The sequence below is a fragment of the Planctomyces sp. SH-PL62 genome (assembly GCF_001610895.1).
GTDB lineage: Bacteria > Planctomycetota > Planctomycetia > Isosphaerales > Isosphaeraceae > Paludisphaera.
Genome location: NZ_CP011273.1, coordinates 5,133,434 through 5,149,655, shown reverse-complemented (window position 1 = coordinate 5,149,655; position 16,222 = coordinate 5,133,434). Strand labels below are relative to the sequence as shown.

11 protein-coding genes and 1 pseudogene are annotated in these 16,222 nt (G+C 69.2%); 2 read left to right on the top strand and 10 right to left on the bottom strand.

Translation table 11 applies throughout. The features are described from left to right. Positions 1-37 precede the first annotated feature (37 nt). The 9 genes and pseudogenes from VT85_RS19890 to VT85_RS19850 all read right to left on the bottom strand — a co-directional run bounded on the left by VT85_RS19890 (position 38) and on the right by VT85_RS19850 (position 10,342). Entirely contained in the window at positions 38-400 is a 363-nt protein-coding gene (locus VT85_RS19890; RefSeq protein ID WP_156512964.1) for a hypothetical protein, read from the bottom strand. A gap of 240 nt (positions 401-640) precedes the next feature. After that, a complete protein-coding gene (locus tag VT85_RS19885; protein WP_068419349.1) occupies positions 641-1,759 on the bottom strand; it encodes a Gfo/Idh/MocA family protein in 1,119 nt (372 codons plus the stop codon). A 49-nt stretch (positions 1,760-1,808) separates the two neighbouring features. Beyond that, positions 1,809-2,624, bottom strand: a complete 816-nt coding sequence (gene lpxA, locus VT85_RS19880) for an acyl-ACP--UDP-N-acetylglucosamine O-acyltransferase (RefSeq protein WP_068419347.1) — start codon at positions 2,622-2,624, stop codon at positions 1,809-1,811. Positions 2,625-2,699: 75 nt separating this feature from the next. Next, positions 2,700-4,049 (bottom strand): 3-hydroxyacyl-ACP dehydratase FabZ, encoded by a 1,350-nt coding sequence (gene fabZ / locus VT85_RS19875; protein WP_068419345.1) that lies wholly within the window; start codon positions 4,047-4,049, stop codon positions 2,700-2,702. A 208-nt stretch (positions 4,050-4,257) separates the two neighbouring features. Then, on the bottom strand, positions 4,258-4,998 hold the full coding sequence (locus tag VT85_RS19870) for an OmpH family outer membrane protein (protein WP_082858754.1): 741 nt from the start codon (positions 4,996-4,998) through the stop codon (positions 4,258-4,260). 334 nt (positions 4,999-5,332) lie between these two features. Continuing rightward, a complete protein-coding gene (locus VT85_RS29880) occupies positions 5,333-5,776 on the bottom strand; it encodes an ArsR/SmtB family transcription factor (protein ID WP_082858753.1) in 444 nt (147 codons plus the stop codon). Positions 5,777-6,137: 361 nt separating this feature from the next. Next, complete coding sequence (dapA, locus tag VT85_RS19860; RefSeq protein ID WP_197490894.1) at positions 6,138-7,031, bottom strand: 4-hydroxy-tetrahydrodipicolinate synthase; 894 nt, start codon at positions 7,029-7,031, stop codon at positions 6,138-6,140. Between the two features lie 219 nt (positions 7,032-7,250). Next, positions 7,251-8,005: pseudogene (locus tag VT85_RS19855) on the bottom strand (pyridoxine 5'-phosphate synthase). A 66-nt stretch (positions 8,006-8,071) separates the two neighbouring features. Next, the gene (locus VT85_RS19850; RefSeq protein ID WP_197490893.1) at positions 8,072-10,342 is read right to left on the bottom strand and encodes an ATP-dependent helicase; all 2,271 of its coding nucleotides are present in this window, start codon (positions 10,340-10,342) and stop codon (positions 8,072-8,074) included. A gap of 205 nt (positions 10,343-10,547) precedes the next feature. Between VT85_RS19850 and acpS the strand changes: the two genes are divergently transcribed. Next, the gene (acpS, locus tag VT85_RS19845) at positions 10,548-10,967 is read left to right on the top strand and encodes a holo-ACP synthase (RefSeq protein WP_068419341.1); all 420 of its coding nucleotides are present in this window, start codon (positions 10,548-10,550) and stop codon (positions 10,965-10,967) included. Between the two features lie 25 nt (positions 10,968-10,992). Here the strand turns inward: acpS and topA are convergent, their stop codons facing one another. Further along, a complete protein-coding gene (topA, locus tag VT85_RS19840; protein ID WP_156512963.1) occupies positions 10,993-13,764 on the bottom strand; it encodes a type I DNA topoisomerase in 2,772 nt (923 codons plus the stop codon). A gap of 247 nt (positions 13,765-14,011) precedes the next feature. Here topA and VT85_RS19835 point away from each other — a divergent pair, with 247 nt between their 5' ends. After that, positions 14,012-15,889, top strand: coding sequence for a hypothetical protein (locus tag VT85_RS19835; RefSeq protein WP_068419339.1), 1,878 nt, complete (start codon positions 14,012-14,014; stop codon positions 15,887-15,889). Positions 15,890-16,222: the final 333 nt, after the last annotated feature.

Sequence of the window (16,222 nt, the reverse complement as noted above, 5' to 3'; positions counted from 1 at the left end):
CCCTGGAAGATCCGAAGAGTCCCCGAAGGGACTCGGGTCAGACGGCCGCGGTCTTCTTGACGGGCTTCTGACGGGTGGCCCGCCAGTCCTCGTACAGCGACTTGAGTTCCTCGACGGTCACGCCGCCGTGATCCTCGCCGCTGTTCCAGCGGGCGAAGAGGGCGGTGTGGCGGTCGCGCAGCGGGCCGCGGGGCAGGAACCGGCCGTGGAACTTCTTGACGTACTTGAGGCGGGGGTCGGCGGGAGGCCGGGGAGCCTCGGGCTTCTTCTCCTCGATCACCGGGGCTTCGGCTGGGGCGGCTTCCTTCTTGGGCTTCTTGGGCTTAACCGAGTCCTGAGGAGGCCCCTGCTTGGGCTTCTTGACCTTCACATTTTCCTTGCCGGCGTCTTTCTTGGCCATCGATCGAATCCTGCAACGTCTTCGCGCGGAAAGAGATAAGGAAACAGACCGCCGGCGGCGGTCGCAACACATCCCGCGCGGGTCGGCCGGACGAAACGGCCGGACTCCGGGCGCAGGCCTCGACCCGAGTAGTCTAATCCAAACCAGCCCCTCCTGGCAAGCGCACCGGGAACGGGTCGGGGGCGGGTCGGGGTGATCCTCCGCATTCGGCGGTCGCCGGTCGGGCGGATCCGGGGCGGCTCAGCTCGTGGTCCGAGAAAGCCGCTCCAGCCGGCTGCGGCTCCAGGCGTGGGGCCCGCGGAGAGCAGAGCCGGCCTCGGCGGCGTGGGCCGGCGGCGGGGGGGCCTGCGCGTCCCCTTCCCAGCGATGGGCGTCGATGGCGCGGACGATCTGGTCCGCCAGCCTCACGGCGGCCAGCGCGTCCTCGCCGGTCACGCGGGGGCGGGTCCCGTTCCGCACCGAGTCGACGAAGTCCTGGAGTTCCAGGGTGAGCTGATCGCAGCCCGGCGGCTCGATCCGGTCGACCCGGAGCACCTTCCCGAAGAGGTGTTCCTTGATGGCGGCCGGTTGTGCGAGGTCGACCCCTTCCAGGTCGACTCCGCCGGCGAGGAACTCGTCCGACGGCCGGACGACGGTCGCCTGCTTGGCGGCGAAGTCGAGCGAGGCGTAGCCCTCGGCCCCCCAGATCCGCATCTTGCGCGAGGTCGCGTAGCTGGCGCGGCTGGCGGAGAGGTTGGCGACGGTCCCGTTGGCGAACTCGATCCGGGCGTCGGCCACGTCCTCGTGATCGCCGAACAGGCCGACCCCCACGGCCGAGACCGACCGCACGGGCGAATCGACCAGGCTCAGCACCAGGTCGATGTCATGGATCATCAGATCGAAGACGACCCCCACGTCGGTCGATCGGAAGGTGTACATCGCCAGCCGCTCGGCGCTGAGGAACCGGGGCCGGATCGGCGAGCCCTGGAGGGTCGAGAACGCCGGGTTGAAGCGTTCGATGTGTCCGACCTGGAGCGCCGCGCCGGTCGATCGGGCGATCGCCACCAGCTCCTCGGCCTCGGCGATCGTGCCGGCGAGGGGCTTCTCCACCATCGCCGGAACGCCGTTCTCCAGGAACGCGCCGGCGACCTCGCGGTGGAGGACCGTCGGCACGGCCACGGACACGGCGTCGACCCGGCCGATCAGCTCGCGGTAGTCGAGCACGGCGCGGGTGCCGAGGCTTTCGGCGACGGCCTGGGCCTGTTCAGGCCGCGAGTCCGCGACGGCGACCAGTTCGACCCCGGGGAGAGAGCCCAGGATCCGGGCGTGATGTCGGCCCAGGTGGCCGACGCCGACGACGGCGACTCGCAGCGGTTTCATCGGACGGACACTCCGTGTCTCAAGGCGTGGCATTCCATTGCCCGGGCGTTCAGGCCGAGGCGGAGAGCCGGGCGCGATCGCGGCCCCGGCCGTGTCGGCCCTGCTGCTGGGCCTCGATGAAGTCGAGGAGGCCGCGGACCTCGGCGCAGACCTGGCCGTGGGCTTCGAGGACCTCATGGGCCTGCTTGGCGATCATCCGGGCGCGGTAGATCAGGCGATGGGCCTCGTGCAGGGCCGTGACGGCCTCGGGGGAGATCCCGTGCCGCTTCAGGCCGACGATGTTGATGCAGCGGACCTTCGACGGGTTCCCCTCGACGAGCATGTAGGGGGGCACGTCGTGGTAGGCCCGGGTCAGGGCGCCGATGTAGCTGTACTGGCCGACCGTGACGAACTGGTGCAGCCCGCAGCCGGCGGAGACCGTGGCGTGCGACTGCATGTGGATGTGGCCGGCGAGCATCGTGTTGTTGGCGATCAGGATCCGGTCGCCGAGGATGCAGTCGTGGCCGACGTGGACGTTGGCCATGAAGTAGTTGTGCGAGCCGATCCGGGTGACGCCCTCTTCCTTGCAGCTCCCGCGGTGGATGGTGACCCCTTCGCGGAAGGTGTTGTGGTCGCCGATCTCCAGCCGGGTGGGCTCGCCCTTGTAGGTGAAGTCCTGGGGGTCGCCGCCGAGCACGGTGTTGGGGTGGACGACGTTGTGGTCGCCGACCGTCGTGTGCCCCAGGATGCAGACGTGCGCGATCAGCCGGGTGCCTTCACCGATCCGGGCGTCGGGGCCGATCACGCAGTACGGGCCGATCTCCACCCCGTCCGCGATCTCGGCGCGGGGGTCGATGCACGCGGTGTCAGCGATCATGGTGGCCATGAGTGTGGGTTCCTACAGCCGGTCAGCGGGATTGGAAGATACTTGGCTGTTCCGAAAGGAGGCCGCCCCGCCGGCTCAGGCGGTCGGGGGGGCGTCGATCAACACGAAACGGATCCTCGCCTCGGCGGCCACGGCGTCGCCGACCCGGGCGACGCTTCGGACGCTGGCGTAGGCCGACTTGATCTTCACCGCTTCCACCTCCAGACGGAGCTGATCGCCGGGGATCACCTGGCGTCGCAGCTTCACGCCGTCGACCGAGGCGATCACCGCGGCCCTCCCCAGTCGGCACACGGTCGAGGCGATCAAGACGCCGGCGGCCTGGGCCATCGCTTCGAGGATGAGCACACCCGGCATGATCGGCCGGCCGGGCCAGTGACCTTGAAAGAAGGGCTCGTTGGCGCAGACATTCTTGATCCCCACCACCCGGCGGCCGGGCTCCAGCTCGACGACGCGGTCCAGCAGGAGCATCGGGTAACGGTGCGGGAGGATCTCCAGGATGCCCTGGATGTCGATCGTGCCGTCGTCGCGGATGGGGAGGGGACTGGTCCGGGGCCGGGCGTCCTTCTCGCGATCCTTCTCGATCGACTGGATCAGCTTGCGGACGAGCAGGGCGTTGGTGTGGTGCCCGGAGCGGTGGGCGACGACGAAGGCGTGCAGGTCCATACCCAGGAGGGCGAGGTCGCCCACCATGTCGAGGACCTTGTGCCGCGCGCACTCGTCGGGGAACCGCAGGGCGTTCCCGACGACCCCGTCGGGGCCGAACAGCAGGACGTCGGCCTCACTGGCTCGGAGCCCGATTCCGGCCGCTCGAAGCGCCTTGGCCTCCTGCTCCAGGAGGAAGGTGCGGCAGGGGGAGATTTCCCGGCGGAAGATGTCGGGGGCCACCGCCAGCAGGACGCTCTGGTTGCCGATCGGGGACGCCTGGCCGTAGTCGAGGTGATACGAGAGCGTCAAGCCCTCGGCCGAGTTGGGATGCGCCGCGAGGACGGCGTCCCCCTCGCGGACGACGACCGACCGCTCCAGCGACAGGGCCTGCCGGGGGCGGGCCTGCTCGACGACGCCGGCCTCGTCGATCATCTCGACGTAGCCTCGGCTCGATCCGTCGAGGCCCGGGAGTTCGGGGGCGTCGATCTCGATCGTGCAGTTGTCGACCTGCATGCCCGCGAAGGCGGCCATGACGTGCTCGATCATCTCGACCTTGGCGGCGCCGTCCTGGACGGCGGTGCGCCGCTGGGTCGGGACGACCTGGTCGATCCGGGCGGCCACCCCCGGGCGGCCGGGGAGATCGGTGCGGACGAACCGGATCCCGGAGTCGGGTTCGGCCGGCAGGAACCGCAGGTTCACGTCGGCCCCGTGAAAGAAGCCGACGCCGCTCAGGACGGCCTCGCGGGCGAGGGTCCGTTGGGGACGCTTGGCGATGAGCATACCTTCCCTGGTCCTTTCGCCCGGCGCGGCGACGATCTTGCGGCCGGGGGGGCGTCCAATGCGCGGCTCGACGTGTCGACGGCCGGGCTGCTTCGCGCCGTCCCGATCGGTCCATGATCGGGACGGCCCCCGGCGTCGGGAGCCGGGGGAGGTCGGCGGCGGAGGCGGGGCGGGCCGCCGATCGAGCGGGCTCGCCCCGGGGCTCCAATCAGCGAGCGATCGCCTTGGGGGCGGCGGCGGCGGCCGGGGGCGTCGTCGCGGCGGCGCCCGGGGCGTCGGCGGCGGGCGGGGCGGCCTTGGCGGTCGGGCCGCCGGCGGCCTTGTACACCGCGTTCAGGTTGTAGACCACGTCCTGGGTGATGTCGTTGGCCGAGTCGAAGTAGATCATCGGGTTGGACATGGCGGCCATCACCGAGTTCGGGTTCGCCCCGCTCGGCTGCTGGTTCGTCACCTTCATGACGTAGGTCATCTTGCGGGCCTTGGCGATCTTCTTGGCGACCTCGGTCACCTCGTTGTAGAGGCTGGCCATCGCCTCGGCTTCCTTCGACTGGAACTCGCGCTCGGCCTGCTCACGGCCGGCCTCGATCTTCGCCTTCAGCTCGGTGAGCTTGTTCTCTTGCTTCTTGAACTCTTCCTGGCCGGGGGCGTACCGGTTCAGGACCTCGGCCTCCTGCGCCATCTCCTGCTGGAGCTTCATCAGCTCGTTCCGCTTGGCGAGCAAGGACGCCTGGAACTCCTCGTTGGCGTACTTGACCTTCTCGTAATTCTTGAAGACGCCGTCCAGGTCGATCGTGCCGATGACCGGCGGGGTCCCTTCCTTGAACTGCGACGCGCCGCCGTTGGTCTTGCGGACCGCGCCGTCCTGCTGGCCCTGGATCGGCGCGACCAGGAGGCCCGCGCCCACGACGCCCAGGCCCGCCGCCACGATCAAACGAGAAGAGAGACCCATCGGCAAAACTCCTTTTTTGCACCGCTGGTGGCGCGGAACGACGACTTGTTCGCGCCCGATCGGGGCCGCCTCGGGCGGCGGATCGAGCCTCGCCGATCCCGGCGAGATTCGAAGGCTCCGCCCCCGCAGGCGCTGGACGATCCGGAGACGCCTCCGGGACGTCGATCGCGGGTCCGCCGGGCCGATGCGGGCATTTTGCCGAGAAGCCGAATCAGGGTCAAGGCGAACCGTCGCGGCGCCGACGCGAATCGACGACGGGCCGGCGCCGGGGATCGGTCGCGTCCCCCGCCGCCCCCGACGCGCCCCCGAGCCGGGGGCGTGGGGGGAGCCGGCGTCAGGCGCCGGTGTAGTTCAGGACGAAGTCGTGGAAGCGGTACTTCTTGTTCTTCGGCGTCTCGCCGGCGGCCGCGAACAGGCTCAGCAGCAGGTCGCCGAAATGCTCGGTCCGCACGCTGTAGAAGTTGTGCTTCCCCTCGCGACGCGACTCGATCAGGCTCGACACCCGGAGCAGCGCCAGGTGATGGCTCACCGCCGGCTGGCTCTGGCCCAGGCGGTTGCAAAGCTCGGTCACGTGCAGCTCGCCGTCCTCGGACAGCGCCAGGTAGAAGAGGATCCGCAGCCGGGTCTCGTCGCTCAGGAGCTTGAAGACCTGGGCGAGTTCGCGGATCGACTGATCGGAGACCTCCGGCGCCAGGTCCTCCGCCTTCGCGGCGGAGGCGCCGTTGGCATTGCCTGTGTTGCCGTTGCCGTTGCCGTTCGAGGACGCTTTGCGAGCCATGGCGGGATCCCTTTGTCAAAGTCTGTGCGAGGGAGTCCGATTCCCAGGGGAGGCGTCGAAAATCGGAAGATCGACGAAAGAATTCGGAGTGAGGAACGTAATCGTAACGGCCGCGATCCGCCCACGCCGTTCATGGGGCGGGCCGTCGAGGCGGGGGCGTCGGGTTGTAGTGGTTTTTAGTCGAAGCGGGCCATCGAGAAGATTTCGAGGCCCGTGGGAGCGAGGGATGAGTCGGGACGACAGAACGCCGGACCGAATTCGAACGAGGCCAGGTCGGATCAGGAGGAACTGAAGTTAATATATTCCATTTCGAGGACGAGTGCAGGGCGATCGCGGGCGAAAACGAAGATCGGCGGCGGTCTCAGGCTTCGAGCAGGCCGTATCGGGCGAGGGCGCGCGTGAGCTTGGCGGTCTCGGACTCGTCGAGCGGACAGAGCGGCAGCCGGATCTCGCCGTTGCCGCGCCCCAGGAGGGCCAGCGCGGCCTTCAGGGGGACGGGGTTGGGGGCGAGGCCCAGCAGGTCGCGGCAGAGCGGGAAGAGCCGGGCGTGGCGTTCCCGGGCGGCCGGGGCGTCCCCGGCGTTGAAATCGTCGATAAGCCCGCGGACGTCGCGGGGGACGATGTTCGCGGCCACGGAGACCACCCCTTCGGCCCCGACGGCCAGCATCGGCAGCGTCAGGCTGTCGTCGCCCGAGAGGACCGTCAGGTTCGTGCGAGCGATGATGTCGCTCACCTGGTCCAGGGAGCCCGCGGCTTCCTTGATCGCGACGATCGTCTCGATCGCGGCCAGGCGTTCGACGGTCTCCGGCTCGACGTTCCGCCCGGTCCGGGCCGGGATGTTGTAAAGCATGATCGGGAGGTCCACGGCCTCGGCGACGGACGCGAAGTGCCGGTACAACCCCTCCTGGCTCGGCCGGTTGTAATAGGGGGCGACCATCAGCGCCCCGTCGGCCCCGGCGCGGGCGGCGAACTTGGTCAGGCGGATCGCCTCGGTCGTCGAGTTCGAACCGGTGCCGGGCACGACTTTCGCCCGGCCCGCGGCCGTCTCCACCACCACGGCGATCACCCGTTCGTGCTCGCCGTGAGACAGCGTCGGGGCCTCGCCCGTGGTGCCGACCGGGCTGAGGATCGGCGTCCCCTGCTCGATCTGCCACTCCACCCAGGATCGCAGGGCCGGTTCGTCGACCTCGCCGTCCCGAAACGGGGTCGCCAGGGCCACCGTACAGCCGGCGAAGATTCGTCCCTTGGTCGCCATAAGAAGATGCATCCAACCTCGGACGCCGTCGATCGACATGCGAACACATGAAGAGGGTCGACGACTTCTTGCGAAATCATAACACAACGATTAAGTATGCAACGCCGCATACCAGCGTCAGATATCTTAGGGTCCCACCCGGCTTTAGGGAAGGGGGGGATTCCGTTCGGTCGACGAATTGGGGCGCGCGACCCTGCGATCCGGGGGGCCGTCGCCCGCTCAGAAAGCGGCCTCGATGCGGCCTCTCATCTCCCGCACGGCCTGTTCCAGCCCCACGAAGACGGCCCGACAGACGATCGCGTGGCCGATGTTCAGCTCGGCCATCTCGGGGATCGCCGCCACCTCGCGGACGTTCCGATAATTCAGCCCGTGGCCCGCGTGGAGCCCGATCCCCGCCGAGACGATCCGGGCCGAGGCGGACCGGAGCGCCTCCAGCTCGCGGTCGCGGTCCCTCCCTTCGGGGGCCTCGGCGAAGCGGCCGGTATGCAGCTCGACGGCGTCGACCCCGATCGCGACGGAGGCGTCGATCTCCGACGCCTCCGGGTCCAGGAAGGTCGCGACCCGGATCCCGGCGTCCCGGAGACGGGCGACCGCCTCGGCCACGCGGTCCCGGCGGGAGGCCACGGCCAGCCCCCCTCGGTGGTGATCTCTTCGCGGCGCTCGGGGACGAGCGTCACCTGGTCGGGGCGGATCTCCAGGGCGATCGCCAGCATCGCCGGCTCGACGGCGAGTTCCAGGTTGAGGCCGACCTGCACCGTCTCGCGAAGGATGCGGACGTCGCGGTCCTGGATGTGCCGCCGATCCTCGCGCAGGTGGACGGTAATCCCGTCGGCGCCCCCCAGCTCGGCGGCGGCGGCGGCCCAGACCGGGTCGGGCTCGACCCCCCGGCGCGCCTGGCGCAGGGTGGCGACGTGGTCGATGTTCACCCCCAATCGGGGGGGGCGGCGGTCGAATCGGGAGGCGGCGGCGGTCATGGCGTGCGGTTCCGGTTCTGCGTGAAGCGGGTCATCGGGGCCCGGCCCCGGTCTTGCCGACGACCTTCAACGGCGACTTGGCCAGCACGAACGTTCTCTCCCCCCCCAGCGTGAAGGCGATCCGCCCCTTGCGGTTGGGGCCCGCCCCGTCGATAGCCACGACCCGTCCCAGCCCGTACTGGGGGTGCAGGACCGACGCCCCGGGGCGGAAGGCGTCGAGGTCGCCGGGCGGGGTGATCGGCGCGGCCCCGCCGCCGAGCTGGGCGGCGGTGGTGAGTCGGAACGCGGGCGGGGTCGAGCCCGAACCCGAACTCGGGGCTGGGGTGGGGGTCCGGGGGGCGTCTGGGGGCGGCGCGGGGCGTAGCTGGAACGGGAGTCGTAGGACGACCGGCTCCATCGCGAGTCGCCGGTCGAGACCCCGGAGCGGTCGTCGTAGGTCAGGTAGTCTTCCGGCAGCTCCGTCAGGAATTGGGACTGCGCGGTGGCCTGCTGCTGGCCCCGGAAGGTCCGGATGCGGCATCGGCTGATGTACAGCTCCTTCCGCGCCCGGGTGATCCCGACGAAGAACAGCCGGCGCTCCTCTTCCAGCTCGTGGGGGTTGTCGAAGGCCCGGCTGTGAGGCAGGATGCCTTCCTCCAGGCCGATGATGAAGACGACCGGGAATTCCAGGCCCTTGGCCGCATGCAGGGTCATCAGGGTCACCGCGCCGGTCTGCTGGTCCCAGCGGTCGACCGGCGAGGCCAGGGTGATCTCGGCCAGGAAGTCCTGGATCGTGGCCCCCGCGTGCTCCAGGTCGAACTCCCGGGCGGCGGAGATCAGTTCCTCCAGGTTCGCCAGCCGGTCTTCCCCCTCGCCCCGGGATTCGTCCTTGAGATGCTGGCGATAGCCGGTCTTCTCCATCGTCTGGAGGATCACCACCTCGGCCGGGTGGTCGCGGAGGCCGGCCAGCTCGTCGAAGAGGGTGACGAAGTCGGTGAACGACCGGATCGCCTTCTCCTTCAGGCCGGGGACCTCCCGGGCGCGTCGGGCGGCGTCCAGCAGGGTGAGGCCGTGCTGGCGGGCGAAGCCGATCAGGTGCTCGAACGACGTCTTGCCGAGGCCTCGGGGCGGCACGTTGACGACGCGGCTGAGGGCGATGTCGTCCTTGGGATTGTTGATCAGGTTGAGGTACGAGACGACGTCCTTGACTTCCTGCCGCTCGTAGAACGAGACCCCGCCGACGATCTGGTAGGGGATCCGGGCGGATCGGAAGGCCTGCTCGAACGTCCGGGTCAGGGCGGTGATCCGGCAGAAGACGGCGACGTCGGAGAAGTTGTAGGCCCCTTCGCGGACGAGGCCGGCGATCCGGCCCGCGACCCCTTCGGCCTCCTCGGTCTCGCGGGCGTAGACGGTGAGCTGGACGGGCTCGCCGCTCGGGTTCTCGGTGATCAGGGCCTTCGGCTTGCGGTTGACGTTGTACTGGATCAGGTGGTCGGCGACCGCGAGGATGGTCTTGGTGCTGCGGTAGTTGTGTTCGAGCTTGACCACCTGGACGGAGTCGTAGTCCTTCTCGAATTCGAGGATGTTCGAGAGGTTGGCCCCGCGCCAGCCGTAGATCGACTGGTCGGGGTCGCCGGTGACGCAGAGGTTGGGGTGGTCGACCGAGAGGGCCCGGACGATGGCGTACTGGGCCATGTTGGTGTCCTGGTACTCGTCGACCAGGACGTAGCGGTAGCGGGCGTCGAGCTCGGCGCGGACGTCCTTGTGCTCCTTGAGGATCTTGACGACGTGGACGAGGAGGTCGTCGAAGTCGACGGCCGAGGCCGCCCGGAGCTTCTCCTCGTAGCCGGCGTAGACCTTGGCGACGAGGCGGTCGCGGTCGTCTCGCGCCCGGTAGGCGAGCGACTTGGGGGTGGCCAGGTCGTTCTTGGCCCGGCTGATGGCCGACTCGATCTTCTCGGGGGTGATCGGCGGCTCCTCGACGCCCATCGCGTCGAGGACGTCGCGGACGGCCCGGAGGCGGTCGGCCTGGTCGTAGATGGTGAACGACGAGTCCAGGCCCACGAGCGAGCCGTAGCTGCGGAGGAGCCGGGCGCAGAAGCCGTGGAAGGTGCCGACCCAGACCTTCGCGTCGGGGACGATGGCCTCGATCCGCTCCCGCATCTCGCCGGCGGCCTTGTTGGTGAAGGTCAGGGCCAGGATGTTCCGCGCCGGGATCCCCTCGCGGAGCAGGTGGGCGACGCGTCGGGTGATGACTCGGGTCTTCCCGGAGCCCGCGCCCGCCAGGACGAGGAGGGGGCCGTTGACGTGGGTCACGGCTTCGCGCTGGGGCGGCGTGAGGTCGGCGAGCAGATCCATCGCGGTCCTTGCTTCGGCGTGTACGTCCGGGTCCAGGGGACGATCTCCCTGGAAGGCAGTATAGCGACGGCGGCCCCTCCCGGCGATTCGATTTCGACCCTCGGCGGGGCCCGCGGCCGTCGCAACCGGCGGCATCCTACCGGCCCGAGGGCGGCTCCGGTAAGCTGGAGGGGTCGATTCGGAGGGGTGGGGAAGAGAGGTGCGGATGGAGATCATCGGGATCGGGACGGACATCGTCGAATGCCCCCGGATCGGCGGCATGATCGAGCGGCACGGCGAGCTTTTCCTGCGGCGGATCTACACCGACCGGGAGATCCGCGCCTGCCAGGCGCGACGGCGGCCGATCGAGCATTTCGCGGCCCGGTGGGCGGCCAAGGAGGCCGTCTTCAAGGCCCTGGGGACGGGGCCGTCGGAGGGGGTCGCCTGGACGGACGTGGAGATCCGCGGCGAGGCCCGGGGCTCCTGCCGGGTCCTGGTCGCCGGCGCGGCGAAGGACGTCGCTCGGCGGCGGGGGGTGGGGGACGTCCTGGTCTCGATGGCCCACTGCCGGACTTACGCCACCGCCTACGCGACGGCGGTCGCCCGGCCGGACCCCACGCCCCCGGCGGAAGGCCCGGGGGCGTAGGTCTTTCGATCCCGGCGTCAGGCGGTCATTCGGCGACCTCGGCCGCTTCGGCTGACGCGGCGGCCTCGGCCGAGGCGAGCGCGGTGTTGATCTTCTCCAGGGTCTCGGCGCTGGGCTCCTTGGTCCCCTTGCACTTGGGATACTTGGCGCAGCCGAGGAAGTAGCCCCGGCGGCCCTTGCGGGGGATCATCGGCCCGCCGCAGTCGTCGCAGGTCTCCTCGATCGGGATCGACTTGAGGTCGGGCCCGGTGGCGGCCGGCGGGGGCGGGGCCATCTTGGCGACCTCGTCCTTGAGCTCGTCCGGGACGGGGACGGCGTTGCGGCACTTGGGGTAGCCGGTGCAGCCCAGGAACGCCCCGCGCTTGCCCTGGCGGACGGCCAGGGGCTTTCCGCACTTCTCGCACTTGAGGTCGATCTTGAGGGTCGGCAGGGGGTTCCCCTCGGCGTCGACGGCCACGATGTTGCGGCACTTGGGGTAGCCGGTGCAGCCCAGGAACGGGCCGCGGCGGCCGTTCCGCAGGGCCATCGGCTTGCCGCACTTCTCGCACTTGTGCTCGGTCTCCACGAGCTTGGGGACGGGGTTCCCGTCGGCCCCGATGTCGAACGACTCCTTGCACTCGGGGTAGGCCGAGCAGGAGAGGAACTTCTCCCCCTTCTTGTTCTCGCGGATCAAGAGCGGCTTGCCGCACTTGGGGCAGTCGTGGCCGCTCTCGACGGCCTCGGCGCGGGGCTGGCCGCCGATCGGCCGGGTCGCCTTGCAGTCGGGGTATTTCGAGCAGCCCAGGAACTCGCCGGTCCGGCCGAACTTCATGACCATCGGCGCGCCGCAGACGTGGCAGACCTCGTCGGTGGCGATCTGCACCCGTTCCATCTGGGTCTCGGCCGCCTTGAGGGCCTCCTGGAACGGGTGGTAGAACTCGTCGAGGACCTTGATCATGTCCTCCTTGGCGGTGGCGACCTCGTCGAGCTCGTCCTCCATCCGGGCCGTGAACTTCAGGTCCAGGATCTTGGGGAAGTGCTTGACCAGGACGTCCGTGACGACCATGCCCAGCTCGGTCGCGAAGAACCGCCGGTCCTTGTGCTCGACGTACTTGCGGTCCTGGATGGTCTGGATGATCGGCGCGTAGGTGGACGGCCGGCCGATGTTCTCCTTTTCGAGCGCCTTGATCAGCGTGGCTTCGCTGTACCTCGGCGGCGGCTGGGTGAAGTGCTGGGTGGCTTCCAGGGCCTGGAGGTCCAGGCTCTGGCCGACGTTGATCGGCGGCAGGAGGGCGTCTTCCTGCTTGCCGGACGAGGCCCAGAGCCTGCGATGGCCGTCGAACCGGAGGATCTTCCCCTGGGCCTTGAACAGCCCCGGCCCGGCCTCGATGACGACGTCGGTCACGGTGAAGACGGCCGGCGTCATCTGGCTGGCGACGAACCGGTTGTAGATCATCTGGTAGAGCCGGTGCTGGTCGTGGCCCAGGCGGTCGCGGACCCGCTCCGGGGTGAGCGCCAGGTCGGTCGGGCGGACGGCCTCGTGGGCCTCCTGGGCGTTCTTGCCGGCGGCGTAGCGGTTGGCCTTGGCGGGGAGGTAGCGGTCCCCGTAGCGGTCCTTGATCAGGTCGCGGACGCTGGCGACGGCCTCCTCCGACACCCGCAGGCTGTCGGTACGCATGTAGGTGATGAGCCCCGTCGGCCCCGACCCGTCGACGTCGATGCCCTCGTACAGCTCCTGGGCCAGCTTCATCGTCTTCTTGCCCGAGAAGCGGAGCCGGATCGCGGCCTGCTGCTGGAGCGTGCTCGTCTTGAACGGGGCGTCGGGCCGGTCGAGCTTCTCGGCCTCGTCGACCTTGGAGACGACGTAGGGCGCCGACGCCAGGACGTCGCGGACCCGCTGGGCGTCGGCCTCGGTCTTGGCCTCGAACTTCTTCCCCTCGTACTCGGCGAGCTGGGCGTCGAACCGCTCGTCTTCCTTGGTCGAGCCGGCGGGGGAGACGTTGGCGGTGATCCGCCAGAACTCCTCCTGGACGAACGCCCGGATCTCCCGCTCGCGGTCGACGATCAGCCGGGTGGCGACCGACTGGACCCGCCCGGCGCTCAGGTTGCGGGCCACCTTCTTCCAGAGCAGCGGGCTGAGCTGGTAGCCCACGAACCGGTCGAGGAACCGCCGGGCCTGCTGGGCGTTGACCATGTCCATGTTGATCGGGCCGACCTTGGTGAAGGCGTCCCGCACGGCCCGCTCGGTGATCTCATGGAAGGTGACGCGGCGGACCCGATCGTCGGGCAGCTCCAGCGCGTGCTGGAGGTGCCAGGCGATGGCCTCCCCCTCGCGGTCGGGGTCGGTCGCCAGATAGATGATCTCGGCCCGCGCGGCGTCCCGCCGCAGCTCGCCGATCGTGTCTTTCTTGGTCGGGACCACCTCGTAGGACGGGGCGTAGCCGTTGGCCACGTCCAGCCCCAGCTTGCGCTTGGGGAGGTCGCGGACGTGGCCCATGCTCGCCTTCACGATGTAGCGGGAGCCCAGGAACTTGTTTATCGACTTGGCCTTCTTCGGGCTCTCGACGATCACCAGCGACGGGCCGCTGCCGGGGACGCCCAGGCTCGCGGTCGACGACTTCGCCCGCGTCCCCTTGGCGGCGGCCGCCTTGGGGGCCTTCGGCGTCTTGGCCGCCTTGGGAGCCTTCGGCGCTTTGGGTGTCGCGGGCTTGGCGTCCTTGGCCGACGACGCCTTGGGGGCCTTCGGCGTCTTGGCCGCCTTGGGCTTGGGGGAGTCGCCGTCTTCGGGCGTCGAGTTGGGGGAGGACTTTGGCGGCACGTTGTTGTCCTATGGTCTTTGCTTGGAACGAGATCCGTCTATCCGACCGAAGCCGCCGGATTCCCGCCCGGGAGGCCTTTGAGGTTGCTCCGGGCGGCGGACTTGCTACGATGTGAGATTCCTGGGCCGTCGATCACGACTCCGCATCCTTCACACTTAGCGGCATAGCTAGGGTAACGGGGTCTGTCAAGGGGGGGGATGCCGAGGAGGCCCCTCCGAAGCCTCTCAGCAAGCACCGAGGATCCCCATGCCTTTCGAGGTCTTTCGCCGCCACCAGCGCAAAATGCTGGCCGTCCTCGCCATCCTGGCCATGTTCTCCTTCGTCCTCGCGGACAGCCTCCCCCGCCTGTTCGGCGTCGACTACTCCGGCCCCGACGTCGAGGTCGCCAAGTTGTTCGGCCGGACCGTCCGTCGCAGCGACCTGAACGAGATGGCCCGCCAGCGCAACCGCGCCAACCTCTTCATGGCCGCCCTCAACCCCTACAGCCGCGACGGCTTCTTCGGCGGCCTCAAGGAACGGGACCTGATCGACGCGCTGATCCTCGAGAAAGAGGCCGTCCGCCTGGGCATGCCGGCCGACCCGATCACCGGCCGCGACTGGCTCAAGGCCCGCACCGGCGGCCAGCTGAATCGCGAGATGTTCGAGATGCTCTACAGCCGCTTCAGCAGCGAGATCAGCCAGGAAGACCTCCTGGCCGACCTGGCCAACCAGGTCCGCATCGCCAAGGTCCGCTCGCTGCTGGGCCGCCCCCCGATCACCCCCTACGACGTCTACCAGTCCTATCGCGGCCAGACCGAGCGGGTGGCCGACAAGCTCGTCGAGATCCCGGTCGAGAATTTCGTCGGCCAGGTCGGCGAGCCCTCCCAGGCCGACCTCCAGGAACTGTACGAGAAGTACAAGGACGTCCTCCCCGACCCGGCCTCGGAGACCCCCGGCTTCAAGGTCCCCCGCCAGGTCCAGGTCGAGTTCGTCTCCCTCGACGGCGGCGCCCGGGCCCGGGAACTCCGCGACAAGATGACCGACTCCGAGCTGCAAGCCTACTACGAAAATCATAAGAGCGAGTTCAAGGTCCCCTCGGAACTCCCCGACGACCTCTTCGCCGACGCCCCGGACCTGACCCCCGCCGTGATCCAGCCGCTCGGCGAGATCCGCAGCCTGCTCGCCAGCCGGCTCGCCGACGAGAAGGCCCAGGAGGGGATCAACGAGGTCTTCGGCCAGATCCGCGACGAGGTGCTGATCCCGTACGCCGACCAGTACCTGACGATGCTCGACGAGAAGGCCGCCGCCCCCAACGCCCCGGTCGAGGCCCCCAAGGAGGTCGATCTCAAGGCCCTGGCCCAGGAGAAGGGACTCGCCTACGAGATCACGCCGCTCCTCACCCGGGAGCAGGCCGGCCGCTACGGCCTGATCGCCAACGCCCAGGTCGGCTCCACCCGCCTCAGCGGCGGCCGACGGTTCGCCGACGAGTTCCTCGACTCCAAGGTCGGCCTCTACGAGCCGGTCGAGCTGACCGACATCCAGGGGACCCGCTACCTCGCCCGCAAGGTCAAGGACGAAGCCCCCCGAATCCCGACGCTCGAGGAGGTCAAGGCCGACGTCGCCCGCGCCTGGAAGCTCGCCAAGGCCCGCCCCCTGGCCGAGAAGGCCGCCCAGGACCTCGCCGCCAAGATCAAGACCGAGAAGAACGCCAAGCTCGACGAGGACCAGATCGAAGGCTACAACGTCGTCTCGATCCCGGCCATCACCCGGATGCAGATCGGCGGCCTCGGCGCAGGCCCGTTCGATTACGTCCCCCAGACCGAGACCCCCATCCCCGACGTCGACTACGCCGGCGACGACTTCCGCGACGCCTACTTCGGCGTCAAGGAGGGGGAGACGGCCGTCGCCTCCAACCTGCCCAAGACGACCTACTACGTCGTCGTCCCGGATCGTCGCGAGCCGGTCGCCTTCGCCCAGCTCTACGCCCCCAACGGCGAGGAGATGCGATTCAACATGCTCGCCGGCGATGAAGCCGCGATCCGCCAGGACGAGACCTGGATGAACCGCCTCCGCCGCCAGGCCGGACTCCCCGCCGACTGGGCCCCCCCCGACGAGAAGGCCAAGGACGACGACTTCCGGAGCTGACCCGGACCGCCCCTCGAAAAACCCCGGCCCGGAGTTCGACCCCACGGTTCGACCTCCGGGCCGGCTCCGTTTCGGTCGAGCCCGGAAATTGGCTTCGATCGCCCCGACCCGAAAGCGAACCCATCGGCCGCAACGCTCGCCCAGAATTGAACTTGCCAACAAGAATCGGCCCCCGAAATTGGCTTCGTTCGGCGGTTTTCATGTCGGCCGTCGTTTCTCACCCTCAACTCCGCCACCTTCCCGGAAATTGGCTTCGATCGATCCGACCCGGAATCGAAGCCATCGGACGCAAAGTGTTGTTGGATTTTGTATTGTGATTGTGGGTGGGTGCCG